Origin of the sequence: Shewanella hafniensis (assembly GCF_019655335.1) — a bacterium.
Taxonomy (GTDB): domain Bacteria; phylum Pseudomonadota; class Gammaproteobacteria; order Enterobacterales; family Shewanellaceae; genus Shewanella; species Shewanella hafniensis.
The window spans coordinates 1-593 of sequence record NZ_BPFD01000206.1 but is presented as its reverse complement, the minus strand read 5'-3'; the positions used below and the strand labels follow the sequence as shown (position 1 = coordinate 593).

Here is a 593-nt window from a genome sequence, read left to right as displayed (position 1 = left end):
AGCGAAGAGCCTGGGTTGTAAGACCTTGACCAAAACTAACCCTATCAATTGCCATCTCACGCTTTATCGTAGCAAACCTAAGGGGCGTACAAATCAGCGTTCAACGAGGACTAATTGCCACCATCCATCGGCAAAAACGTACTCAACATCGGCGAAAGAGCCTTGGGTGTTAGCCAGCAATTTACCACCAGAATCTCGGAGCCCAAAGCAGCTGGTAAACCTGTACGCCAAACGTATGCAAATAGAGGAAACCTTTCGTGACCTCAAAAGCCCGGCATACGGCTTTGGCTTACGCCAAAGTCGTACCAACAGTCCAGAGCGATTCGACATCATCCTACTGATAGCGTTGATGGTTCAATGCCTGTTGTGGCTAGTTGGTTTACACGCACAGCAACAGGGCTGGGATAAGCATTTTCAGGCCAATACCATTGGGCATCGAACGGTACTCTCAACGATTCGCTTGGGATTGGAGGTACTCAGGCGGCCTGATTATCAAATCACGGAGAAAGAATTGCTGGCGGCCTGGGTATTATTCGCCAATCAGTTGCTCAAATATGGCTATGCTATGGCTGATTTATGAGGGGATCCTTCAG

General features: G+C 48.7%; 1 pseudogene. It reads left to right on the top strand.

The window, feature by feature from the left end:
- Positions 1–580: pseudogene (locus K5Q99_RS21935) on the top strand (IS4-like element IS10A family transposase); the annotation flags it as partial.
- Positions 581–593: the final 13 nt, after the last annotated feature.